The sequence below is a fragment of the Dickeya dadantii NCPPB 898 genome, assembly GCF_000406145.1.
GTDB lineage: Bacteria > Pseudomonadota > Gammaproteobacteria > Enterobacterales > Enterobacteriaceae > Dickeya > Dickeya dadantii.
In genome coordinates, this window is sequence record NZ_CM001976.1 from 4,213,868 (window position 1) to 4,235,425 (window position 21,558).

Here is a 21,558-nt window from a genome sequence, read left to right on the forward strand (position 1 = left end):
CAAAAACCTAATTACTTGATATTAAAAGACCAGCCAGATCGCCACCTCGATTGAACGTGATAAAAATCACACTTAACCGCCACATTCATCATCCTGTTCCGAAACGAGGAAGATTAACGCGCCGTTTTGCGATTAACTTAAGGCAACACACGAGGAACACGACATGAACGACACGGTGCTGACAATATGGCAACAGGCGAGGATCAGCCGCGATCCGCGTTTTGACGGCACCTTTTTCGTCGCCGTCAAATCCACCGGTATTTTCTGCCGCCCCATCTGCCCGGCGTCGTTGCCGCTGGAGAAGAACGTCGTTTACTACCGCACCCGCACCGAGGCGATTCAGGCCGGTTTTCGCCCCTGCCTGCGCTGCAAGCCGGAATACGCGCCGCGCTTTGCCGAACTGGACCGCAAACAGCTACTGCCGGTGCGCATCGCCGCCGCCATCGACAGCGGTGAACACCTGCTGTCGAAGGTGGAGCAGATTGCCGATGCCCACTTTCTCTCCAGCCGCTACCTGAACCGGTTGTTCCGCGAGCATTACGGCTGTTCGGTGAAGGAATACCAAAACATCGCGAAGATTTTTTTCGCCAAAAAGCTGTTCCAAAGCTCCAGCCTCAGCATCACCGATATCGCCGCATCGTGCGGATTCAGCGGCCTGAGCGGGTTTTATCAGCTTATCGACAAATACCTGAAAACCACGCCCAAACGGATGATGCTGTCGCCATCGGACAGCCGGAATAAGACCGAACACATCAGGCTGCGCCTGCCGGTCGGCGGGCGCTACCACTGGGATTATTTTCTGGCGTTCCAGTCGCGGCGGTTGATCGACGGCGTGGAATGGATCGAGGGCGCCACTTACGGCCGCCGCTTTAGCCTTAACGGCGAGAGGGGGTCGTTTCAGATACGTCCGGCGACGGGCGGGTTTGATGTGACGATCGCGCTAAGCCGCCTGACGCTGTTGTCGCAGGTGCTGGAGCGGATCCGCAACCTGTTCGATCTCAACGTCAATATCGAGGCGGTCGAGGATCAGTTGCGTCGAGCCTATCCGACATTGCCGATCGTCCCCGGCATCCGCATTCCCGGCGTGTTCTCACCGTTTGAAGCCGCTCTCCGCGCCGTTTGCGGTCAGCAGGTGAGCGTATCCGCCGCCACCACGCTGCTGAACCAGCTGGTGTCGCTCTGCGCGATTGAGGAAGACGGCCAGCGTTATTTCCCAACGCCGGATCGCATTACGCCAGAGGTTGTCGGCCAACTGCGCACCATGCAGTCGAAAAAAGCCACGCTGGTGAATATCGCCGACTGGTTCTGCCACCACGACCTCAGCGAGATCGACAGGCTCACCGAGGTCAAAGGCGTCGGTCGCTGGACGCTCGATTATTTGAAACTGCGTTCGCTCAACGATCCCGATATCTGGCTTGGCGGCGATCTCGGCATCCGCAACGCTTTGCGCCAGTTGGGTGACATCGACCCGCAGCGGGCGGCGCCGTGGAAAAGCTACCTCACGCTGCATCTGTGGAACACGCTGTAAACATGCGCTATCCGTGGAAAAAGCATGCTGTGGAAAAAAACATGCAGTGGAAAAAGCATTCGGTGGAAAAACATGTTGAGGAAGAACATTCAGTGAAAAAACAGACCGTGGAAACACGTTTTGTGGAGGAACACCCTGTGAAGATGGCGACGCAACAACTGGACTGCCCGAACGGTTTCCCCTGGCGCTACGCCGACGTCACCGCCGCTGACGGCTGCGTGACCAGCGTGCTGTTCAGCAACGAGAAAAAAACCGCCCGGCCGGATACCGTCACACAAACCTGCTGCCGGCAGTTGCAGGAATATTTCGCCGGCCAGCGCACCACCTTCGACCTGCCGCTGCATCAGGACGCCACGCCGTTCCGCCGGCAGGTCTACGCCCGGCTGCTGGATATCGGCTACGGCGTGACCCGTAGTTACCAGCACGTCGCCATCGCCGTCGGCAACCCCAAAGGGTCGCGGGCGGTAGGCATGGCGTCGTCCAAAAACCAGATTTCCATCATCGTGCCCTGCCACCGGGTGATCGCGACCTCCGGCGCGCTGACCGGTTACGCCGGCGGGCTGGCGACCAAACAGTGGCTACTGGCGCACGAACGGCGTCATGCCGTTAAGACGGCAGCAGCGTCTGCAACCACTGTCGCTGCTGCTGATGCTGACGCTGTAAGCGCAGGTAATCGCCCGCTTTAACCAGCGCCTCCGCTTCCGGCAGCGGCACGGCCGGACGAATCGCCTCACAGCGCAGCAGATGCAGGCCCAGTTCGGTCTCCACCGGTTCGCTCAGCTCCCCCACCGCCAGCGCAAACAGGCAACGCTCCAGCGCCGGAAACAACAGGCCGCGGCTGACCCAGCCCATCAGCCCCCCCTCCAACGCGGTCGGGCAGTGGGAATGGCGCTGCGCCAGCGACGCAAAGCCGTCCGGATCGGCACGCAACTGACGTAACATCCCCGCCACCTGTTGATCGACCGCCGGGCGGTTACCATCGACAGTCAGCAGTAGATGGCGGGTCAGCCGCTGCTCCGGTCGGCGGAAACGGTCGGCGTGCTGTCGATACCAGCGCCGAACCTCCGCCGGTTGCGGTTCGTCGGCCTGCGCGCCGACGCTCGCCAGTTGCAATTCCATCAACGAGTGATGCAGCACAATGGCCCGCTGCTCGTCGGCGGAAAACCCGGCGCTAACCAGCTCCTGCGCCAGCTGTTGCGCCACCTGCTGCAATTGCGCGCTTGTCGCGGTCAGCGACTGTTGGCAGGCCGCCGCCGCCACTGCCTGCTCCAGCGCCAGCTGGCGCAGCAGTTGACGCTCAAAACGCGGCAGCTCCGCCTCAGGTAGTTGCTCCGGTAGACAATGCCAACGGGTCTGCGCCAGCCGCAGGCGGCTAAAGCGCTGCCAGGCCGGCGGCGTCATGCTTTCTCGCCCGGTCATTCCGCCACCTCCAGGTTGTACAGCGCCGATACCGGCACCTGAAACTGCCGTTCGCCGAACAGCACGATGCAGCTGTCGCACCGCTCTCCCTGCGCGGTCGCCAGCACCTCGCCCTGCAGGCCCGCCGCCGCCACGATATCGCCGCCGATCGCCAGCGGCTGCACGCAGCGCACCCGGTCGCCGTACTGAAAATCCCCGGCCAGCCAGGGCCGATCGGCGTCGATCAGCTCTGACTCGCGGCAGCCGACGACCCGATCCCGATCGAGAAAATGCACCTGATAGATGATCTGATCCTGCAGAAATACCCCCCACTCGCGCACATACCCGACACTGCCGCGGCGCACCAGCAACTCACCGCGCGCCCGGCCGACGAACGTGCCGTCGTTACGCAGCGCGCGCACCACCCGCACGGCGTCACCGCACTCAAATTTCGGCGTCATCGCGACCTCCGCCCACCGATTGCTGATAACTCTCCGCCAGCAGCCGTCGTGCCAATTGCCAGTCGGCGTTCTGCACATCATCCAGCGCATTACGCAGCGGCACCGCCGCCATCAGCCGACGGCGAAACTCGCGCAGCACCGGCACCTGACACCGGCTTAGTCGGTCGGCGTCGTACGGCACCTCAAAAAAGGCAAAAAAAGCGTCGGCGCCCTGCAACGCCTGTACCCCCGGCAAACGGTAGAACCATTCCATCGTCTCACCCTCCCTGACAGCGCAACGCCCGTTCGTCGCCAAACAGATCCTGATAGATCTGCCGCAGCTCGCTATCCCGCGGGTTGCGCTTGCTGCTTTCGGCGAACAGCCGCACCGCGTCGAGCAGCGCGTCGACCTGTTGTGCCTCCAGCCCGTAGCCCAAGCGGGCGAACACGCCGCCCACCGCCTGACGGCCGGAGTGTTTGCCCAGCACCAGCCGGAACTCCCGCCCCATCAGATGCGGATCGATGCCCTGATAGCTTTCCCGGTCATGCAGCAGCGCCGCCACGTGCACCCCGGATTCATGGGTGAACACCTGCTCTCCCACCAGCGGTTGTTGCATATCGATCGGGCGCTGCGCCGCGTTCGCCACCCGCTGACACAACGCGGGCAGGCGCTCGAAACGGATGCCGCTTGAGCGCCCGAGACAGCGTTGCAACCCCAGCGCCACCGATTCCAGCGCCGCGTTGCCCGCCCGCTCGCCCAGTCCCAGCACGGTAGTGTTGACGTGGGTGGCTCCCGCCCGTACCGCCGCCAGCGTGTTGGCGGTCGCCAGCCCCAGATCGTTATGGGCGTGCATCTCGATCTCGCCGGGCCAGCACTGGCGCAACGCCTGAATGCGATCGTAAGTGGCGAACGGGTCCAGCAACCCCAGCGTATCGGCGAAGCGCAGCCGTTGCGCACCCGCCGCCTGCGCCGTCTGCGCCAGTTGACGCAGGGTGTCGTCGCCGGCGCGCGAGGCGTCTTCACAGCCGATGCTCACCCGCAGCCCGCACTGACGCGCCAGCGCAATCAACGCCGCCAGCCGGGGCAGCAGCGCGGAAAGCGGCTGACGCAGTTTCTGCTGCCGCAGCCGATCGGACGACGGCACCGAAATATCGACCCAGTCCATGCCCAGATCGGCGCTCTGATGGATTTCGTCTTCATTCATCCGGCACCAGGCCATCATCACGATGCCCGGCAGCCGCCGTCTGACCAGCGCCATACGTGAGCGCTCTTCCGGCCCCATCGCCGGGGTGCCGACCTCCAGCGCCGGCACGCCCGCCTCCGCCAGCGCCTCGGCAATCGCCAGTTTTTCACTGGCGCAAAACGCCACCCCAGGGCTCTGCTCGCCGTCGCGCAGGGTGGTGTCGTTGATGATCACCTGCTCCATCGCCCGTTCCCCTTAGCCGTAGGTCGGCGCGAACGCCGTCCCGGCCAGCGCCGCCGGTTTGTCCTGCTGCCAGTAAGGCGACAGCGTTCTTAGCCGGGCGATAATCGGCGGCAATTGCTCAATCACGTAGTCGATCTCCTTTTCACGGGTATAGCGCGACAGCGAGAAACGGATGCTGCCGTGAGCGGCGGTGTAGGGAATGTCCATCGCCCGCATCACGTGCGACGGCTCCAGCGAGCCGGACGTGCAGGCGCTGCCGCTGGAAGCGGCGATGCCGACATGGTTCATCAGCAACAGAATCGCCTCCCCTTCGATGAATTCGAACGCCATATTGAGGGTGTTGGGGGTACGCGGTTGCCCGTCGCCCATCACCATTACGCTGGGAATGCGCCGCACCAGTTCATGCTGCAAGGTATCGCGCAGCGGTGCCACCGCCGCCGTCATCATCGGCAAGTGCACTTCCGCCAGTTCGCAGGCGCTGCCCATGCCGACAATCCCGGCGATATTTTCCGTGCCGGCACGCCGGCCGCGCTCCTGATGCCCGCCGCGCAGCAGCGGGCGAAAACGGGTGTTACGACGCAGATACAGGCAACCGACCCCTTTTGGGCCGTGAATCTTGTGCGCCGAACAGGAGAGCATGTCGATATCGGTGGTGGACAGCACCATCGGGATTTTGCCCACCGCCTGCACCGCGTCGCAGTGAAACAACACGCCGTGTTCATGCGCCAGCGCCGCCATCTCCGGCACCGGGAACTGCACCCCGGTTTCATTGTTGGCCCACATCACGCTGACCAGCGCGACGCGATCGCTCAGCAAGCGGCGGTACTCCGCCAGATCCAGCGCGCCCTGCGGCGACACCGCCAGCCGGTGAATGGTATAGCCCTGCCGCGCCAGATGCTCGCACACCTCCAGCGTGGCCGGGTGCTCCACCGCGGTGGTGATGATTTCGCGCCGTTCCGGCGCCAGATTCACCGCGGAGTAAATCGCGGTAGAGGTGGCTTCGGTGGCGCAGGAGGTAAACAGGATCTCGCTGTCATAACGCGCCCCCAGCAGGCTGGCTACCTGCTGGCGCGCCCGCTCCAGCGCGCCGCGGCACGGTGTGCCGAAATCGTGAATCGACGACGGGTTGCCGTAGTGTTCGGTCAGAAACGGCAGCATCGCCTCCAGCACCATCGGGTCAAGCCGGGTGGTGGCGTTGTTGTCCAGATAGATTTTTTTGTCTGAACCACTTTTTTTGTCCGGATACACGTTGTTCATGGTTTTTTCCTCATGCCTGTCTGCCTGACGACCACTTACGCCGCCACCACGTCCATATACTGCCCGGTGCGCTCCACCAGCTTCTGCTGCAGCCAGGCCAGCGTCATGTCGGTCATCATGCAGCCGTTGCAACTGCCGGACAGGCTCACCGTGACCTGACGCTCGCTGACATTCACCAGTGACATATCGCCGCCGTCGGCCTGAATATGCGGCCGCAGCTCCGCCACCGCCTCCGCCACCTGTTGCCAGCGCGCATCCTTCACCACTATCGCCGCCGCAGCCGGCGTCGCCTCGTGCTCGCTCAGGATCTGCGCCAGCGCCAGCTCGATCTTTTCATGGCAGGCGCTGCAACCGCCGCCCGCTTTGGTGTAGTTGATCACTTCCTGCAACGTCGTCAGGCCGTTAGCCACCACCGCGCGGCGGATCTGCCCTTCATCCACCGCAAAGCATTTGCAGATCAGCGCCCCTTCCTCGTGATCGTCTTCCAGCGTTTCGCCGCGGTAGTTGGCGATCGCCACCCGCAACGCTTCCTGACCCATCACCGAGCAATGCATTTTTTCCGGCGGCAGACCGTCGAGATAATCGGCGATCTGTTGGTTGGTTACCTGTTCCGCTTCCCGCAGGGTGCGGCCGATGATCAGCTCCGTCAGCGCCGAAGACGACGCGATGGCGCTGCCGCAGCCGAACGTCTGAAACCCGGCGTCGAGGATGGTTTCGCTGTCCGGGTCGACGCGCAGCATCAACCGTAGGGCATCGCCGCAGCTGAGCGAACCGACATCGCCCACGGCGTTGGCTTCCGCCACCACCCTGGCGTTGCGGGGATTAAAAAAATGGTCTTTCACTTTCTCGGAATAGTTCCACATCTGCTCTGCTCCCTACTGAATGGGTGAAAACGCCGGGCACCCAGCCGCCCGGCGCTCACGCGCGTTGCATGGTCTGAGTAAGCAGAGTCAGAGCAAATGTGATGCCAGTCACAGAAATAAATGCAGATCAACGAGATAGCCGCGACGGCCGCTAAAAAAACCACCACGAATGTCGCGGTTTATGTCGGGTTTGTCAGAGAGGTGACATTAATCAAAGGCTATCCTTCCAGTGCGAAAGCCTGACCGCAGGGAAATAGATTCTCACTTGGGGTGCTATTAAATAGCTTTTCCGCTTTTAGTTGGATCATAAAGAGAGTTTGCACAACACTTAACGCATACTGCATGAATGTGTATTCGATCTGAAAAATTATTTAACCATTTTAATTTTCAAATATCTTATTTATGATATAAAATCATAAGGTTATAGGGCAGAGGGAAAATGGATTTTTTCATAAGGAGATGATATGAATGCTATTGAGTCATCCGTTGGCCTTGGCGGTATAAATAGGAAAAACGATGTTACTATCGTGCAACAGTTATTGAGGAACAGTGGCTTTCCATATTTACGCGTGGATGGAATTTGCGGGAGAAACACAAAAAGAGCAATTATTGCTTATCAAAAGTACTTCCACTTCTCTCCTTATGGCATTATAGAACCCGGCGGAAAAACCATTGAAAACCTTACATCAACTTCGCATACAGATTCTTTACCTAATCCTCATGGAGCGACAGGAATAAACCCCAGAGGTGAAAGAAAAAGAGCATCCCTCATGTCCCCCAGCTCTCAATGCATTTATTTAATGAAGCAATATGAAAAACTGAAAACTAAGCCTTATGATGATCAGACTGGAAGGGAAACAACATTTTGGAAAGTAGGCGCCACAATAGGTTATGGGCATTTAATTAGTGAGAATGAATTTGAACGATATAAGCAAGGAATAGCTCTTTCTGAAGCAGACACGTTATTCGCCCAAGATATTAGCAGATTCATACTAGCGGTTAGAAACTTTGTTAAAGTGGATATCACTCAAAATGAATTTGATGCACTCGTCATGCTATCTTTTAATATTGGAATAAAGGATAGACAGAGACACAGAGGATTATATTACTCAACCGTCTTAAAAATCATAAATGGTGAATCGTCAGAAAACATAGATAACGCATGGATGAGATATACAATATCTCAGGGGCACCAAATGCGGGGGTTAGTTAACAGAAGAAGAAGTGAACTAAATGTATATCACAAAGGTAATTATATAAAATTATGAAGAAAATAATCACATCAATAATTGCAATTATGATTATTTCATTCAATGCATTCTCTAAAGAAGAGAATCCCGCCCTCCCTTTTTTCGAAGGAGAAACATATAATATTTATTTATCCTATGGTAAGTGTTCTCGACATGACATCGAATGCAGCGATATAACATATCATTCAATTAATAAAAAGAATAAAAGCGAGTTAAATATAAAAGGAAAAACATTAAATGTAGGGCCATCAAAAGACTTCAGAGGGTATATATTTAAAAATGGCTCATACACTTATACACTCACCCCTTCTCCAGAAGCAGATAATTATGATGACAGCATCTGGTTCCTGGATGTCTATAAAACAACAGACAATGGTGACAAATCTATTTTCAGAGAAAAAGGAAGGGTATCTGATTAGTAAAATAAAAAGAATAATTAGCCTACAGTAAAAGCCTGTAACAACAGGCTTTTACAAGATAAAAAATCAATTTAATATGAATTAAAATTGATTATCATTCCATATACTATATCCTGATGTGCCTGCGGTTTTATGGGTCCATTCTATAGTGTTATACCGGAGCATGATAACTTCATATGGTAGAGAATCACTATCATTTAACGAATGCGGATAAGTTGCTGATACTTCAACAATTCTGGCATCAGTAAGTTTTAATTCATAAAAAACCTCTAGTTGTCCAGCCAGGTTTGTCCGATAAAAGAAAAAAGTAAGCAGTAAGTGATTCATTTGATGTAACAGAAACACCAAGCAAAGGAGAGGAGAGGATTTATCTATCGGTTTAATCAGCTGTATAGGATGATGGGCTATATTCTCCTCTCGGGTTATCGTATGGTTTAACCCCAACACCTGTATTTGGTCTTCATGCCCTTTCTGATAACGATTTCCAATAGAATCAAATGTTGAGCACCCCGAAGAAATTAGCCCCTGCTGATTACCTTCCAGAGTCAGATAAATAATATGTGACATTGATTACCATCCTTGTGAAAATAATATAATCGCACCATATTAATAGTGTTCATGGATAGTACATCAAAAAAATTCAAAAAATAAATTAAATTAGCAAATAAGTATATAATCTCTTGGATAGTTTCCTATGGGTATACTGCATTCATTACTTAAATAACGGCGATCAATTATATCAAGTGAGATTATAACTGCTGGCGTCGTTATAGGACTTGCTGCTGCCCTAACCCGGAACAATTTTAAAACCAGAGCCTCGATTAAGGATGCGCCTATTTTTCGTGGGTAAAATCAAATTCACCGGCTAACCATGACAAGCAAAACTATGTTTTCTTTTTCAAAAACACGCCAACCAGGTACGTTACGGCAAAAGATAAAACGGACGATATCAGTACCTTGATAACCAATACTGAAAAATAGAAATCATCCATCGCTTCTTCGCCATCGCCGCTGATAGTCAGGTGGCTCATAACAAAATCCCTTAATGCCTGTTCAGGCAGGATAGATGCGAACAAGAAGAGCAAAATAAGAAAATAAATTATATTTTTCATAAAATTACGCAAAAATTCCAACACAACGCCAGTCGGTCGCGTTTCGAACAGCGCAACGCCCTGGCCTCAGGGACAAGGCTCATGACGAGCCTTGTCACGCGGCAACCCCAGAAGCTTACATAACCCTCACTCACAACACATCATCCTCCTCGCTCCACTGCTGTTCGGCGATCAACCGATCGAAACGATCAGGGTCGCGCTGGCGGCGGGCAACGCGCTGATCGTCGTCGTGCCAGCACTGTTGAATTTGTTGTAGCAGTTGGGCGATCGGCGTGTCGGCCGGTACGCGCACCGCCCGCACCCCCACCTGCAGCAACTGGCGGAACACGGCGTCGCCAATCGCCACGCAATACAGCGTGACGCAATCTTCCAGTGCGTCGATGCGACAGGTGAGTTTGTCCTCCTGATGGCCGTAGCGCACGTTGAAATCCACCACTTTCAGCAGCGTGACCTGATCTTCCTTTACGCCGTAAACCACCAGCCGGGGCGTGGCGCCAAAGTGCTGATCGACATGGTGATAGTCAGAACTGGCGAACGCCACCTTCATGGACCACACGCCCGCGCTGATGGCGCTGAGATGCCGGTTAATATGCTGCATGGTCCGCCTCCTGACGCCGCTGCGGCGCAAACTGCTGCTTGAGCGGCGAGTGGTAAACCGGCTGGTGATGATGGCGCGCCAGCATCAGGTTCGCCAGTTCAAACAGGGTGTCGCGCATACCGGCATAGCCCTGACGCGGCCGGCGGAATTCGCCGATCTTATCGAAGACAGGAAATCCGGCGCGGATCAGCGGGATGCCAAACTGCTCCGCCAGATCGGCGGCATGGGAATTGGACACCAGCATGTCGGCCGGGCTGTCGCACAGCTGATCCTGCAAATCCTCCAGATCGCCGATCAGCACCTGCTCCACCGGCAACGCCGCCAGGCTTGGCTGGTTGACCGGCGCCACCACCGGCCCCGGCGTTATCCCCTGGCTGATCGCAAAGTCGCACCAGCCCGCCAGTAGATCGCCCTCCGCCGCCAGCGCCATGCGCTGCCCTTGCAGCCACATGTGGCAGTCGATCATCGCGTCCTGCAACTGGCCGCGCTGGCGATCGATCCACGCCGGTACGTCGCGTCCGGCCAGCTGTTGCAGATGCCGGATGAAGCAGTCCATGTTCTCCAGCGTCATCAAATGCGGCAGGCTGAGCGACTGGCCGCGGCTGCGCATCGCCAGTAAGCTGGCGGCGCGGTTCAGCGACACGCCGATGGCGACGGTGCTCAGGCTTTGCCCCATCTGCTCGATGCCGCGCAACGGCGTACCGCCCTGCGTCACCGCCTGAAAATCGCCGCCGGCGAGATGCCCGTCCAGCGACTGCGAGAGATCCGGCAGGATCACCGGTTGCAGCCCGAACGCTTCAACGTAGCTGCGGATCAGCTCGACATCGCCGGGATTGAGCAGATGGCTCAGCAGCAGATTGACGCGCCGGTTGCGCATCCCCACCGGCGGTTTGTCCGGCACCCACTGCTGGATCACGCTCTCCACCACCGCGCTGAAGCCATTCTCCAGCGATCCGTAAAAGTCCGGCGTGTTGACCGTCAGGATCGCCACCGATTTAAAGCGCGGATAGTCGTCGCGGAACTGCCGCACCGCACGCGCCATGTCGCTGCCCTGCGCCTCGGACAACCCGGTGCTGACCAGCACGATCGCCTTTGGCGTATTGCGCTGGCACAGCGTGGCGAGCGCGGTGAAGATATTGTCGTCCGCCCCCATGATGGTGGTGGTCGGGTCCATCGCGGTGGACTGCAACGGGATCGGCTCGTGAAAATGCTGGATGAAAAACACCTTGGCGAAGGCGCTGCAACCCTGCGCGCCATGCACCAGCGGAATGCTGTGCTCGATTCCCTGAGCGGCCAGAATCGCCCCCAGCGGTTGCCCGCTTTTAATCGGGCTGGTCGCCAGCGGTTTTTTATTGCGAATCACCTGTGCCATCGGCTACTCCTTAGTGCCACGGGGCCCGTTGATGGGTTTGCCGCCAGATAGGGCTGTCCAGCGTCAGGCACAGCTGCTGCGCCAGCGCCACCAGCCCGCGATACCCGGCGAACGCGTGCTCGCGCTCCTGATTGATGTCCAGAAACGGCAGCCGCGCCTTGTACGCGGTGTACATGTTGCGCCCGCCGGCGATCATCATGTCCGCGCCGTAGCGATAGACCACATCCAGCAACGTGCGGGCGTTGCCCTCTTCCAGCATCAGCGCGTCGTCGCCCATCAGTTCGCGGATGCGCTGTTTGTCCTCCTCGGTGGATTTGCGGGTACCGGTAGCGACCACGGTAATGCCCAAATCCTGCAACGCCGACACCACCGACCAGGACTTGACGCCGCCGGTATACAGCAGCACCTTACGCCCCTGTAGGCGTTCGCGGTACGGCGCCAGCGCCTGCGCGGTCGCCGCCTCTTCGCGGGCGATCAGCGCGTCGGTGCGGGTCATCAGGTCTGCATCGCCGGTCATCGACGCCAGTTGCCGTAGCGCGTCGGACATCGCCCGCACGCCGTAGAAACTGCCTTCAAACCACGGAATGGCGTAGCGCTGCTCCAGTTGCCGGGCGACGTTGATCAGCGCCCGCGAGCACACCAGCATGTTGGCTTCGGCCCGGTGCAGCGTCTGGATTTCGGCGAAACGGGCATCACCAGACAGGCTGCCCAACACCCGAATGCCCAGTTCGTCCAGCAGCGGCAGCACGTTCCAGAACTCGCCGGCGATATTGAACTCGCCAATCAGACCGATATCGTGCCGGTGCTCAGGGGCGAATGGGGTGTCCTGCGGCCAGGGCGCCGGTTCCCGTTGACCAATCACCTGTTTCACCATCACCTCGCCCGCCAGCCGGTTGCCGAAATTCTTGCTGCCGTAAAACCCGGCGGCGTCGATAGCGATCACCGGCACGCCCACCGCTGTCGATGCGGCGCGACACACCGCCTCGATGTCGTCGCCCTCCATCGCCGGCACGCAGGTGTTGTAGATAAAGACCGCCGCCGGGTGATAACGGCTGACGATATGCCGCACCGCGTGGAACAGCCGCCGTTCGCCGCGCCCCATGATCACGTCCTGCTCGTTGAGGTCGGTGGTGAAACCGAGTCGGTTGAGCGTCGGGCCGGAACTCTGGCTGCCGCGGTTATCCCAGGAACTGCCGGTGCAGCCAATCGGCCCGTGTACCAGATGGGCGACATCCGCCAGCGGCAGCAGCGTGATCTGCGCGCCGTCAAACGCGCAGCCGCCCGCGGTAGCGCCGGGTTTAGGCGCGCTGCACCCCGACTTTTGCTTGTGGTTGTGTTCACAGGCCGGCTCGTCGAACAACGCCAGAATCTCACTTCCCTTCATCTCACCCTCGCCGCGTTTGTTGATATCACCCGGACGGTGCAAAACGCAGGCCAGCGCTGATATTTTGATTTATAAGGAAAAAGTGATGTGAGGTTTACGACAAAGCAGACAATTGGCGGAGAGGATCAGCACAGAGGGACGCGAATCATTGCGGGACACAGTCTGACCTACATCAACGACCCTTCGTTATAAAACTATTAGGCTGTCCCTCCTATCAGGCCGGTGCGCCACCTCTGATAGGAAACACAGCGTAACAGGCTGCGGACTCGCGCATAGGCCCACTCTGCGCGCCGCTCTCCGCGTTGATAGCGGCGGGGCGGGTCTGCACCAGCGGCACACGTAATTATGGAACACAGCCTCTGCCTTACCGATATTGATTTCATGTCAGCAAGACGGAAGAAACCATAGCGGCAGGCAGGGAAAACCAGTCGTTTAAAGGAGATAGGGGATGTTAGAAAAAATCAAAATAAAAAATGGGCTTTACTGCGTTATCGCCGTATTTGTGCTGCTATTACTTTCCATTTGCACGTACAGTCTGTATTCCTCCATGCAAAGCAACCTGTCGATCCGAAAGGTCAACAGCATTGATGGAGAACAGCTTATCCCCCTTTATTCCGCCTATTCGGAAATGCTCAATGCCAGACTGGCCGGCATCAACGTCGCGCTGGCGATTGAGGAAAAAAAGGATAACGCCACGATCGACGCCGCATTGAACCGGCTTAACGGCTATATCGACGCCGCCAACGGTACGATGGCGGAACTGCGCAATATTCCGACGCTGACGTCGCAAGGCCGCGCGCTGCGCGGTGAAATCGATGAAGCCTTCAATGACTACATGAACAACGCCGTCGCCCCGATGCTCACCGCGCTGCGCGAGCGCAACGTTGAGCGGTTCTACACCACGCTGGTGCCCAGTGCACTGGAGAAAGGCGCGACCTTCCGCCAGAAGCTGACGCAGTTTGTCACCTTCGCCAAAGGTATCGGGCATGAAGAGATCGCACAGGCGGACAGCTTCTATCAGCAAACATTAACGGTCCTGATCGCCACGCTGGGTGTGGTGGTGCTCATCAGTCTATTCACCCTGAAGTTCATCCGCACCGTGGTGCTGACCCCGATGCAGAAAGTCAGAACCTATTTCGGCATGATGGAACAAGGCGTACTGACGCTGGATATTCCTCCTCAGCACAATACCGAGATGGGCGGGCTGATGGTTTCGCTGAAAGACATGCAGCAGGCATTCCGCAAAATCGTGCTGGATGTCAGAGACTCGGCCGGTTCCGTGGCGGCCGGCGCGGAACAGATCTCCGCCGCCAACCGGGATTTCGCCGCCCGTACCGAAGCGCAGGCGTCATCCGTCGAGCAAACCGCCGCCAGCATGGAACAAATCACCGCATCTGTGCAGGAAAACACCGCCAACACCGGCAAAGCCATGACTCTGACCAACTCCGTGGCGACGCTGGCGGAAAAAAACGCCAGCAACTTTAGCCAGATGATCGAACGCATCCAGCATATCGCCGACAGCTCCAACAAGATCAACGATATCATCAGCATCATGGACGGCATCGCCTTCCAGACCAACATTCTGGCGCTTAACGCCGCGGTGGAAGCCGCCCGCGCGGGCGAAGCCGGTAAAGGCTTTGCGGTGGTGGCGTCTGAAGTGCGCAGTCTGGCGCAGCGCAGCGCCGGGTCAGCGCGAGAAATCAAAGAGTTGATCGAAAAAACGGCCAGTGAAATCGCTCTGGGCGAAAAAGTCGCCTCGCTCTCCACCCAGGATATGACGCGGCTGATGGATGAGATTAAACGCGTGAATGAATTCATGGCGGATATCTCGATGGCTTCATCAGAGCAAGCCAAAGGCATCGAACAGGTTAACACCGCCATCACCCTGCTTGAGCAAGCCTCCCAGCAAAACGCGGCGCTGGTCGAAGAGTCCGCCTCCGCCAGTTCCTCGCTGCACGAACAGGCGAAAAATCTGGACGACACCATGACGTTTTTCAACCTGAGCGACAACAGCCCACTGGCTATCGCCGCGCCGCGTTGACGCTTTCCGGCCGCAACCGCGGCCTCTTCGTCAGCCCGCTATCAACGGCGGGTTGATTTTCCCCCTATTTCGCCGGTAGACACAGCCGCTCACACCAATCAACGCGCTTGTTACACCCGGCAAGCGATCTTTTACATCCCGCGACGATAATAGAAGTGAAGATAATCGAACTGTGTCCCGCAATGAGGCATGACACCGCCCAGCGTTAACAGCGACTCTTACCTGCATCGGCCTTATCAGGAGACATCATGGCGCTCAAGCCTGCCCGAACCGGCATCACCCCAACTAACGCGTTATTATCCTGGACACTGTTGCTATGCAGCATGCTGCTGTTGTCCGGTTGCCCTCGCAAGTCAGAATGGCCGCCGGCCAAACAGCCGATTCCCTACGGCAAGTGCGACAAAGTCGGCGACTACAACATCCGGTTCGATCGCTTCGACGAAACCGCTCAGCAGATCGCCCACGCCACCGGTTGCGGCATCATCACCGACAACAGCACCGCCGCCGTCCGGCCTCATCCGGTGGTCGGCACCATGACCATCCGTCAGGCAGTGCAGATGGCGATTACCGGCACCCGGCTGCGGATCACGCATCAGGACGCAGAGAGCATCACGGTGGAGTGATAGCACGGAACTTAATTGAATTTTTTCTTCTTATCATGACGGTACGGCTTCGCACTGTAAGCCGGCGTCATGACTGTCGATACCGCTTGTTTAATTGACTCTTTTAATCCTTTAAACAAGCTGATTTCATTTGAGATATCCAGATAATCACTGATCCCCTGAGCCAGGGACTCAATAATAGTTTGTGCGTCACGAATACGGAAAGTAGACGACTCAGCCAGTTTCAGCAGACAGGCTTTATCCGGAAATACCTTACTGTTTGCCATCTTGAGCGCCATCTTATTATCAATGGCGTCATAAATCAGAGTATGGGTGATATCAAACGGCGGAGAAATAAATATCCGTTTCATGTCGGGCGTATATTGCAAGGCAAAATTTTTCAGATGAGCATCGCCATTACCGATCAAACAATTAAACACAATGTATTGATACATTTTGAATACTTCATCATAACTACCGGTGTAAAGATGCGTTGCTTTCAACAATGTCTCGTAGCTGCCACTATATTTCGCATCAGGATTGTTGGATTTTTTCAGCAATGTAGTGAAATCTTCATACCCCAATCGCTGCCCTTCTGGTTTATCGAAACGCGCAACAACAAAGGTTTCAAGATTCTCTGACAACCAGGTATCAGGCGGTTCTAAACCGCAATACCTCGCCGCCCCCATACATACAAATTCATTAACCGTCAGCAAAGGAAATAGCTCGTCAAACGATTTCACGATAAGCGCTTTCTGTTCCACCGTCCTGCCTGTTTCGGGCAGGCTAACCTTGGGCTGTACGCCGGCCAGCGTATTACTCAAGTAATATTTTTCCAGCAACTGGGGAAATAACGGCTCCGCGCCCTGATAATGCAAAATCTCGGATAACGAGATATTTTCAGTTTCAGAAAAATGTAAATCGCTTTGGTAATCCAGCATGCCAATACCATGCTCTCCCTGCAATGCAAGCAGATACATATCATTGACCCGCGCATAACGGGCCAGTTTTTCCGCGATATAACGTCGGTTAAATCCTTCAGGAAGGTTCTGCGCGAAAACAGGATGCAGGGCGCCGGATACATAGCCATCCAGCGTAGAGTTTGTCATGGTTAACGACACATGATGCTGAACCTGAGTGGGCTGATAATGATGAACCGAACCGTGCGTCAGAACGCCCAATGGCTGGCCTGATGAACACACGGTAATCTTGTCGATTTTTCCGGGCAGTTGCTCCAGCACCATTATTCATCCTCCGCGAATAGCTTGTCGACCTCATCCCAGCCTGGCAGCCGATGCTGCTTCGTCATCAATTCAAGCTGTAAACCGACCGCATCCAGATACCGTTCAAAAATATCCAGCGAGCCGGTAAACCGGCCGTTTTCAATCTCGGATAACGTGGTTTTGTTAATCCCCGTCTGTTCCGCCACTTGTTTTTGCGTCAACCCGCACGCCTTACGGGTACTGGCTATCGTTTTTCCCATACTCTCTCTGCTTGCCATGCTCCGCCGCCGCTAACGTTATGCCATCGCTTATCAAGAGAATACCACCCAAAAAGTTAGCCATATAGCTAATAAACGAGACAGAACATAAAAAGGTAGCCATATGGCTACCTTTTATCAAAAAAACCGGCATCACGATGATTACGCCGATCGACGGCGAGACACGATGTATAACAGCAAACACCAGCCACCAGGAAAAAACAGACCAATACACCGGTATGCTTGCCGGGCATCAAAACACCCTATCCTCCAGCGGGTTGCCTTTCTCCAGCCGCTTGGCGAGCCACGGCGGCAGCGTGCCGGCCAGCAGGGTTTGCAACGCGTCGCGTTGAGGCTGAATCTGGGTGCCGGGCGCAATCTTCACCGGGTGAATATTGTGGCGAATGATGCGCGCCGCCGCCGGGCCGCCAATCGCCTCGCAGAACAACAGGTGGCAATCGTTCAGCAGCGCTGAACGCACTTCGTTGCCTTCTTGCTCGCCCCCGGCGGGCTGATAGCGGCGCAGGTCGTGCAGCCAGGAACCGTCCTGATCGAACGCGTAGATAAAAAACAGCCGACACTGACCGAAATGGCCGTTAATGGTCAGCCCATCCTGCGACGCGAACGCCGCCAGTAGCTGCGGGCTGCGTCGGGAAGGCGCAACTACCGCCAGATGCGGCGGCAGCGCGCCGCGCAGGCAGTCCATTACCGAGCGCCAGCGCGCCGGGGTCATGGCGTCGGCATCAACCGGAAAACGCGCCGCCAGTTGCGCCTGCGTCAGCGACGCCAGCCGCTCCGCATCCAGCGATGCCTCATCGCCGTCGCCGAGCCAGCCCAGCAGCCGGGGCGGCGGCAGCTCCGGCAGGCACTGGATCAGCGCGAACAGGCGCCAGAACAACACATCGTCATCAGACATGCTCCTTTCTCCTTATCCAAGCTCAGCACGGCTGGCGCGCAAGCTGACCGGGAACACGGGTTTCGCGTCCTGAGGATTGACGTAATAGGCTTTGCCACCTTCCAGCTCGACGCGCCCGCCCCAGTAATCGTACCGATCAAACTCCATGCCCGTTACTTTGGCTTCCAGGTCCAGCTTGGCGATGTAGCAATACAGCTGCGCGTTGCGCTCACGAAAAATCACCACCGGCATCGGTTTCTCCTTAACGGAACAGGGCCGCCCGGACAACGCCGGGCGCCTGGTTATGGCAGAAGGTCGCGCGATCTCCCCGTCCGCAGGGAGACGCCGCTACCTCAACGGATCAGATCGAAGCTGTAATCGGTCTGGCCGAGCTTCATGGTGTCGTGATCCAGTTTCTCCAGCACCGTGTTCACCAGCGTGGTAAGGATCGACATCGCCCCCTCGTAGCCCCAGGTGGTCTGACGGTGCAGGTGGTGGCGGTCGAACAGCGGGAAGCCGAGCCGGATCAACGGCACTTCAAACTGCTCGCCCTTCGCCAGCGTGTCGCGCTGGATGAACTTGCCGTAGGAGTTGCCGATCATGAAATCCGGTTGGTTGGTGAACATCAGCGAGCGGAAATGCCACAGGTCGCAGTTGATGTACACGTCGCTGTCCTGACCGTAGGGCGACGCTTCCAGCAATGCCTTCATCGCCTTCTGCCAGCGTTTGCTGCCGTTGTGACACAGAATCACCGTTGGTTCGCAGCCCAGCTCCAGCAGAAACTGGGTTAACCCCATGACAAAATCCGGGTCGCCGTACAGGCCGAAGCGCTTGCCGTGCAGCCAGGTGTGGGAGTCGAGCATCATGTCCACCAGCCGGCCGCGCTCCAGCGTCAGCGCCTCGCCAATCGGTTTGCCGGTCAGTTCGCTGACCGTCATCAGCAGTTTGTCGGTCGCCGCCAGGCCGATCGGCACCGGCACCTCGCTGGCGGGCTGATTCCACACGTCCTGCACCATCTTTTTGGTTTTCACCAGATGCCACGGCTGTAGCAACAGCGTATCGATGGCGTTCGGCGCCTCGCGCATCTCCTGCTGGCTGGTGCCGCCGGCGTACATGCGGTAGTGGCCGTCGGCCGGGGTATCCAGCACCTCGGACGGGTCCGACAGCAGGCTGCACGGCACGTCCATCTGCGCCATCATCCGTTTCATCACCCGGAAGTTGCCGAGATAGGTTTCAAACCCGGTAACCAGATTCAGCCGCGGCTGACTGCCGGGCTGGTAGTTTTTCCCTTCGCCGGTGGTGAAGGTGCGGGCGAACCCTTCGAACATGTTGTCCCAGCCGGTGACGTGGCTGCCGATAAAACTCGGGGTGTGGGCGTAAGGGATCGGCATGTCTGCCGCGACAAATCCGTCTTTCTTGGCGTTGGCGATAAAGGCCTGCAAGTCATCGCCGATCACTTCCGCCATGCAGGTGGTAGAGACGGCGATCATCTCCGGCTGGTAGAGCGCGCTGGCGTTTTGCAAGCCGCTGTTCATATTGTTATTACCGCCGAATACCGCGGCATCTTCGGTCATCGAGTCGGAAACGCAGGCGATCGGCTCTTTGAAGTGACGATTAAAATAGGTGCGAAAATAAGCCACGCACCCCTGCGAACCGTGCACATAAGGCAAGGTATTGGCAAACCCGAGCGCGCACAGCACCGCGCCCAGCGGCTGGCAGGCTTTCGCTGGGTCGATGGTCAGCGCTTCACGCTGGAAATTCAGGTCCTGGTACTCTTGGGTGGTGGTCCATTCGAACACGTCGCGCACGCGCTGTTCGTCGTGGGCTTCCTCCATACCGCGCTTGTTGCGAAACAGCGTCTGGTACTCTTCCTGCTCAAACAACGGGTAGCAGGGCTGGGTTTTTTCAGCAGTTTGACTCATGGTGTTCTCCTCCCGCGTCACTAATCGGTGAACTGACGGGATATCAGGCTGGTTTTATTAACAATCATCGCTAAACAATCACCGCTAAACAGTCATCGCTAAATAATCATCGTCAGGCGGACTTCAGCCACGGGGCGGTTAATTCGCTCCAGCTAGGGTTATTGAGCGTCATGTCCATGTCGCGGGCAAAAATGGCGAAGCCGTCATAGCCGTGGTACGGACCGGAGTAGTCCCAGGAGTGCATCTGGCGGAACGGCACCCCCATCTTCTGAAAGATGTACTTTTCTTTGATGCCGGAACCGATCAGGTCCGGTTTCAGCGCCTTGACGAAGGCTTCCAGCTCGTAACTGCTGGCGTCGTCAAACATCAGCGTGCCTTCCTTCAGATCCGGCAACGTGCGGTCGTAATCGTCGTTGTGACCAAATTCGTAGCCGGTGCCGATGATCTCCATACCGAGATCTTCATACGCACCGATAATGTGGCGCGGCCGCAGCCCGCCGAGGTACAGCATCACCTTGCGCCCTTCCAGCCGTGGGCGGTATTTGGCGATCACCGCCTCGGTCTGGGCCTGATACCGGGCGATCACCGCCTCGGCGTTTTGCTGGATGCTGTCATCGAACTGCGCGGCGATTTTGCGCAGCGACTCGGCGATCTTGGTCGGACCGAAAAAGTTGTATTCCATCCACGGAATGCCGTGTTTTTCCTCCATGTGGCGCGAGATGTAGTTCATCGACCGGTAGCAATGCACCAGATTCAGCTTCACGTGGGGGGTGTTTTCCATCTCCACCAGCGTGCCGTCGCCGGACCACTGCGCCACCACCCGCAGCCCCATTTCTTCCAGCAGAATGCGCGAGGCCCAGGCGTCGCCGCCGATGTTGTAGTCGCCGATAATCGCCACGTCATAGGGTGTGGATTCGAACGGTTTACCGTCGCGGTTATCCAGCACCCAGTCGCGGATCACGTCGTTGGCGATGTGGTGCCCCAGCGACTGCGACACGCCTCGAAACCCTTCGCAGCGCACCGGCACCACCGGTTTGCCGATGGCTTTGCGGCTGGCGTTGGCGACGGCTTCGATGTCGTCGCCGATCAGTCCTACCGGGCACTCCGACTGGATGGAAATGCCCTTGGTCAACGGGAACAACTGCTCCAGTTCCTCGATCAGCTTGGTGAGCTTTTTATCGCCGCCGAACACGATGTCTTTCTCCTGAAAATCAGAGGTGAAATTCAGGGTACTGAAACTGTTCACACCGCTGACGCCGGTGTAATAGTTGCGGCGTCCGGCGCGGGAATACTGCCCGCAGCCGATCGGCCCGTGAGAGATGTGGGCCATGTCCTTGATCGGGCCGAACACCACGCCCTTGGAGCCGGCGTAGGCACAGCCGCGCACGGTCATCACCCCCGGCTGGGATTTGCGGTTGGACACCAAGCATTTGCCCACGCCGTCCATCGCCGGGTCGGTCACCATCATGTGTTTTTTGCGCTCTTTGCGCGCTTTTTCAGGGAAAATCTCCAGCACTTCCTGGATGATCGCCTGATTACGTTCACTGGTTGCGTTTGTCATTCCGTCTTT

General features: G+C 57.1%; 23 protein-coding genes. 6 read left to right on the plus strand and 17 right to left on the minus strand.

Features of this window, described 5'->3' with window-relative positions:
• Window positions 1-163: 163 nt before the first annotated feature.
• Window positions 164-1,528, plus strand: a complete 1,365-nt coding sequence (locus DDA898_RS18885) for a DNA-3-methyladenine glycosylase 2 family protein (RefSeq protein WP_038912039.1) — start codon at window positions 164-166, stop codon at window positions 1,526-1,528.
• A 41-nt stretch (window positions 1,529-1,569) separates the two neighbouring features.
• Window positions 1,570-2,214, plus strand: coding sequence for a methylated-DNA--[protein]-cysteine S-methyltransferase (locus DDA898_RS22545; RefSeq protein ID WP_201765871.1), 645 nt, complete (start codon window positions 1,570-1,572; stop codon window positions 2,212-2,214).
• Here the strand turns inward: DDA898_RS22545 and nifM are convergent.
• From nifM to nifU, 6 genes are read right to left on the minus strand one after another with little or no spacing between them, the layout of a single operon-like run.
• A complete protein-coding gene (nifM, locus tag DDA898_RS18895; protein WP_081639266.1) occupies window positions 2,135-2,947 on the minus strand; it encodes a nitrogen fixation protein NifM in 813 nt (270 codons plus the stop codon). The genes DDA898_RS22545 and nifM overlap by 80 nt on opposite strands.
• On the minus strand, window positions 2,944-3,387 hold the full coding sequence (locus DDA898_RS18900) for a nitrogen fixation protein NifZ (protein WP_038912040.1): 444 nt from the start codon (window positions 3,385-3,387) through the stop codon (window positions 2,944-2,946). The genes nifM and DDA898_RS18900 overlap by 4 nt, the downstream gene beginning before the upstream one ends.
• Window positions 3,371-3,640 carry a nitrogenase-stabilizing/protective protein NifW gene (locus tag DDA898_RS18905; protein ID WP_038902180.1) on the minus strand — a complete coding sequence of 90 codons (270 nt, stop codon included), beginning with the start codon at window positions 3,638-3,640 and terminating at the stop codon, window positions 3,371-3,373. Before DDA898_RS18905 ends, DDA898_RS18900 begins: the two co-directional genes overlap by 17 nt.
• A 4-nt stretch (window positions 3,641-3,644) precedes the next feature.
• Window positions 3,645-4,793 (minus strand): homocitrate synthase, encoded by a 1,149-nt coding sequence (gene nifV / locus DDA898_RS18910; RefSeq protein WP_038912041.1) that lies wholly within the window; start codon window positions 4,791-4,793, stop codon window positions 3,645-3,647.
• 12 nt (window positions 4,794-4,805) lie between these two features.
• The gene (nifS, locus tag DDA898_RS18915; RefSeq protein WP_050570291.1) at window positions 4,806-6,050 is read right to left on the minus strand and encodes a cysteine desulfurase NifS; all 1,245 of its coding nucleotides are present in this window, start codon (window positions 6,048-6,050) and stop codon (window positions 4,806-4,808) included.
• A 35-nt stretch (window positions 6,051-6,085) separates the two neighbouring features.
• Complete coding sequence (gene nifU / locus DDA898_RS18920) at window positions 6,086-6,913, minus strand: Fe-S cluster assembly protein NifU (protein ID WP_013319630.1); 828 nt, start codon at window positions 6,911-6,913, stop codon at window positions 6,086-6,088.
• A 464-nt stretch (window positions 6,914-7,377) separates the two neighbouring features.
• Between nifU and DDA898_RS18925 the strand changes: the two genes are divergently transcribed.
• Together DDA898_RS18925 and DDA898_RS22550 are read left to right on the plus strand one after the other, a co-directional pair.
• On the plus strand, window positions 7,378-8,181 hold the full coding sequence (locus DDA898_RS18925; protein WP_038912042.1) for a glycoside hydrolase family protein: 804 nt from the start codon (window positions 7,378-7,380) through the stop codon (window positions 8,179-8,181).
• Window positions 8,178-8,582: a hypothetical protein gene (locus DDA898_RS22550; RefSeq protein WP_013319632.1), complete on the plus strand. Its 405-nt coding sequence runs from the start codon at window positions 8,178-8,180 to the stop codon at window positions 8,580-8,582. The genes DDA898_RS18925 and DDA898_RS22550 overlap by 4 nt, the downstream gene beginning before the upstream one ends.
• A gap of 81 nt (window positions 8,583-8,663) precedes the next feature.
• Here DDA898_RS22550 and DDA898_RS22555 read toward each other — a convergent pair whose 3' ends face one another.
• From DDA898_RS22555 to nifE, 5 genes are all read right to left on the minus strand, one after another.
• Entirely contained in the window at window positions 8,664-9,149 is a 486-nt protein-coding gene (locus tag DDA898_RS22555; RefSeq protein ID WP_071604569.1) for an Hcp family type VI secretion system effector, read from the minus strand.
• Window positions 9,150-9,466: 317 nt separating this feature from the next.
• Window positions 9,467-9,613: a hypothetical protein gene (locus DDA898_RS23460; RefSeq protein WP_167401384.1), complete on the minus strand. Its 147-nt coding sequence runs from the start codon at window positions 9,611-9,613 to the stop codon at window positions 9,467-9,469.
• Between the two features lie 211 nt (window positions 9,614-9,824).
• Complete coding sequence (locus DDA898_RS18930; RefSeq protein ID WP_038902182.1) at window positions 9,825-10,292, minus strand: NifB/NifX family molybdenum-iron cluster-binding protein; 468 nt, start codon at window positions 10,290-10,292, stop codon at window positions 9,825-9,827.
• Window positions 10,279-11,664 carry a nitrogenase iron-molybdenum cofactor biosynthesis protein NifN gene (gene nifN, locus DDA898_RS18935; RefSeq protein ID WP_013319636.1) on the minus strand — a complete coding sequence of 462 codons (1,386 nt, stop codon included), beginning with the start codon at window positions 11,662-11,664 and terminating at the stop codon, window positions 10,279-10,281. The genes DDA898_RS18930 and nifN overlap by 14 nt, the downstream gene beginning before the upstream one ends.
• A 10-nt stretch (window positions 11,665-11,674) precedes the next feature.
• The gene (nifE, locus tag DDA898_RS18940) at window positions 11,675-13,048 is read right to left on the minus strand and encodes a nitrogenase iron-molybdenum cofactor biosynthesis protein NifE (RefSeq protein ID WP_038912659.1); all 1,374 of its coding nucleotides are present in this window, start codon (window positions 13,046-13,048) and stop codon (window positions 11,675-11,677) included.
• Window positions 13,049-13,496: 448 nt separating this feature from the next.
• On the opposite strand from nifE, the gene DDA898_RS18945 reads away from it, so the two are divergent.
• Complete coding sequence (locus DDA898_RS18945) at window positions 13,497-15,089, plus strand: methyl-accepting chemotaxis protein (RefSeq protein WP_038912043.1); 1,593 nt, start codon at window positions 13,497-13,499, stop codon at window positions 15,087-15,089.
• A gap of 248 nt (window positions 15,090-15,337) precedes the next feature.
• Complete coding sequence (locus DDA898_RS18950) at window positions 15,338-15,712, plus strand: hypothetical protein (RefSeq protein WP_050570292.1); 375 nt, start codon at window positions 15,338-15,340, stop codon at window positions 15,710-15,712.
• A gap of 11 nt (window positions 15,713-15,723) precedes the next feature.
• Here DDA898_RS18950 and DDA898_RS18955 read toward each other — a convergent pair whose 3' ends face one another.
• From DDA898_RS18955 to nifD, 6 genes are all read right to left on the minus strand, one after another.
• Window positions 15,724-16,935 carry a type II toxin-antitoxin system HipA family toxin gene (locus DDA898_RS18955; protein WP_038902186.1) on the minus strand — a complete coding sequence of 404 codons (1,212 nt, stop codon included), beginning with the start codon at window positions 16,933-16,935 and terminating at the stop codon, window positions 15,724-15,726.
• Window positions 16,935-17,192, minus strand: a complete 258-nt coding sequence (locus DDA898_RS18960) for a helix-turn-helix transcriptional regulator (protein WP_038912044.1) — start codon at window positions 17,190-17,192, stop codon at window positions 16,935-16,937. Before DDA898_RS18960 ends, DDA898_RS18955 begins: the two co-directional genes overlap by 1 nt.
• 232 nt (window positions 17,193-17,424) lie before the next feature.
• Window positions 17,425-18,087, minus strand: a complete 663-nt coding sequence (locus tag DDA898_RS18965; protein WP_038912046.1) for a NifB/NifX family molybdenum-iron cluster-binding protein — start codon at window positions 18,085-18,087, stop codon at window positions 17,425-17,427.
• Between the two features lie 12 nt (window positions 18,088-18,099).
• Window positions 18,100-18,318: a putative nitrogen fixation protein NifT gene (nifT, locus tag DDA898_RS18970; RefSeq protein WP_038902187.1), complete on the minus strand. Its 219-nt coding sequence runs from the start codon at window positions 18,316-18,318 to the stop codon at window positions 18,100-18,102.
• A gap of 101 nt (window positions 18,319-18,419) precedes the next feature.
• The gene (gene nifK / locus DDA898_RS18975) at window positions 18,420-19,988 is read right to left on the minus strand and encodes a nitrogenase molybdenum-iron protein subunit beta (RefSeq protein ID WP_038912047.1); all 1,569 of its coding nucleotides are present in this window, start codon (window positions 19,986-19,988) and stop codon (window positions 18,420-18,422) included.
• Window positions 19,989-20,100: 112 nt separating this feature from the next.
• Complete coding sequence (nifD, locus tag DDA898_RS18980) at window positions 20,101-21,549, minus strand: nitrogenase molybdenum-iron protein alpha chain (RefSeq protein ID WP_038912049.1); 1,449 nt, start codon at window positions 21,547-21,549, stop codon at window positions 20,101-20,103.
• Between the last annotated feature and the right edge of the window lie 9 nt (window positions 21,550-21,558).

Coding starts and splice junctions, on each gene's coding strand:
- DDA898_RS18885 (WP_038912039.1), top strand. CDS start 164: ATGAACGACACGGTGCTGACAATATGGCAACAGGCGAGGATCAGCCGC.
- DDA898_RS22545 (WP_201765871.1), top strand. CDS start 1,570: ATGCAGTGGAAAAAGCATTCGGTGGAAAAACATGTTGAGGAAGAACAT.
- nifM (WP_081639266.1), bottom strand. CDS start 2,947: ATGACCGGGCGAGAAAGCATGACGCCGCCGGCCTGGCAGCGCTTTAGC.
- DDA898_RS18900 (WP_038912040.1), bottom strand. CDS start 3,387: ATGACGCCGAAATTTGAGTGCGGTGACGCCGTGCGGGTGGTGCGCGCG.
- DDA898_RS18905 (WP_038902180.1), bottom strand. CDS start 3,640: ATGGAATGGTTCTACCGTTTGCCGGGGGTACAGGCGTTGCAGGGCGCC.
- nifV (WP_038912041.1), bottom strand. CDS start 4,793: ATGGAGCAGGTGATCATCAACGACACCACCCTGCGCGACGGCGAGCAG.
- nifS (WP_050570291.1), bottom strand. CDS start 6,050: ATGAACAACGTGTATCCGGACAAAAAAAGTGGTTCAGACAAAAAAATC.
- nifU (WP_013319630.1), bottom strand. CDS start 6,913: ATGTGGAACTATTCCGAGAAAGTGAAAGACCATTTTTTTAATCCCCGC.
- DDA898_RS18925 (WP_038912042.1), top strand. CDS start 7,378: ATGAATGCTATTGAGTCATCCGTTGGCCTTGGCGGTATAAATAGGAAA.
- DDA898_RS22550 (WP_013319632.1), top strand. CDS start 8,178: ATGAAGAAAATAATCACATCAATAATTGCAATTATGATTATTTCATTC.
- DDA898_RS22555 (WP_071604569.1), bottom strand. CDS start 9,149: ATGTCACATATTATTTATCTGACTCTGGAAGGTAATCAGCAGGGGCTA.
- DDA898_RS23460 (WP_167401384.1), bottom strand. CDS start 9,613: ATGAGCCACCTGACTATCAGCGGCGATGGCGAAGAAGCGATGGATGAT.
- DDA898_RS18930 (WP_038902182.1), bottom strand. CDS start 10,292: ATGCAGCATATTAACCGGCATCTCAGCGCCATCAGCGCGGGCGTGTGG.
- nifN (WP_013319636.1), bottom strand. CDS start 11,664: ATGGCACAGGTGATTCGCAATAAAAAACCGCTGGCGACCAGCCCGATT.
- nifE (WP_038912659.1), bottom strand. CDS start 13,048: ATGAAGGGAAGTGAGATTCTGGCGTTGTTCGACGAGCCGGCCTGTGAA.
- DDA898_RS18945 (WP_038912043.1), top strand. CDS start 13,497: ATGTTAGAAAAAATCAAAATAAAAAATGGGCTTTACTGCGTTATCGCC.
- DDA898_RS18950 (WP_050570292.1), top strand. CDS start 15,338: ATGGCGCTCAAGCCTGCCCGAACCGGCATCACCCCAACTAACGCGTTA.
- DDA898_RS18955 (WP_038902186.1), bottom strand. CDS start 16,935: ATGGTGCTGGAGCAACTGCCCGGAAAAATCGACAAGATTACCGTGTGT.
- DDA898_RS18960 (WP_038912044.1), bottom strand. CDS start 17,192: ATGGCAAGCAGAGAGAGTATGGGAAAAACGATAGCCAGTACCCGTAAG.
- DDA898_RS18965 (WP_038912046.1), bottom strand. CDS start 18,087: ATGTCTGATGACGATGTGTTGTTCTGGCGCCTGTTCGCGCTGATCCAG.
- nifT (WP_038902187.1), bottom strand. CDS start 18,318: ATGCCGGTGGTGATTTTTCGTGAGCGCAACGCGCAGCTGTATTGCTAC.
- nifK (WP_038912047.1), bottom strand. CDS start 19,988: ATGAGTCAAACTGCTGAAAAAACCCAGCCCTGCTACCCGTTGTTTGAG.
- nifD (WP_038912049.1), bottom strand. CDS start 21,549: ATGACAAACGCAACCAGTGAACGTAATCAGGCGATCATCCAGGAAGTG.